The sequence below is a fragment of the Erwinia sp. PME.40.26/001 genome (assembly GCF_055556675.1).
Genome location: NZ_JBVHNP010000493.1, coordinates 1 through 228, shown reverse-complemented (window position 1 = coordinate 228; position 228 = coordinate 1). Strand labels below are relative to the sequence as shown.

The following is a 228-nucleotide window of genomic DNA, read 5'->3' as shown; positions in this document are numbered from 1 at the left end:
GGATTCGGTCAGGGAGAAGGATTCCGGCGAGACGAAGCCCTGGAAGGCACCGAACATGGCACCGGCCACGCCACCGAAGGACGCGCCCATGGCGAAGGCCAGCAGCTTGACGTTGCGGGTGTTGATGCCCATCGCCTTGGCGGCGATTTCATCTTCACGGATCGCCACCCAGGCACGGCCCAGACGCGAATCCTGCAGGCGGCTCGAGAAGAAGATCACGAAGATGCA

Annotated in this window: 1 protein-coding gene; it reads right to left on the bottom strand. The window is 63.2% G+C overall.

Going from position 1 to position 228, the window contains the following annotated elements; all coding sequences use genetic code 11:
* On the bottom strand, positions 1–228 hold a 228-nt coding region (locus ACZ3HG_RS25110), incomplete at both ends, for a branched-chain amino acid ABC transporter permease (protein WP_465335299.1).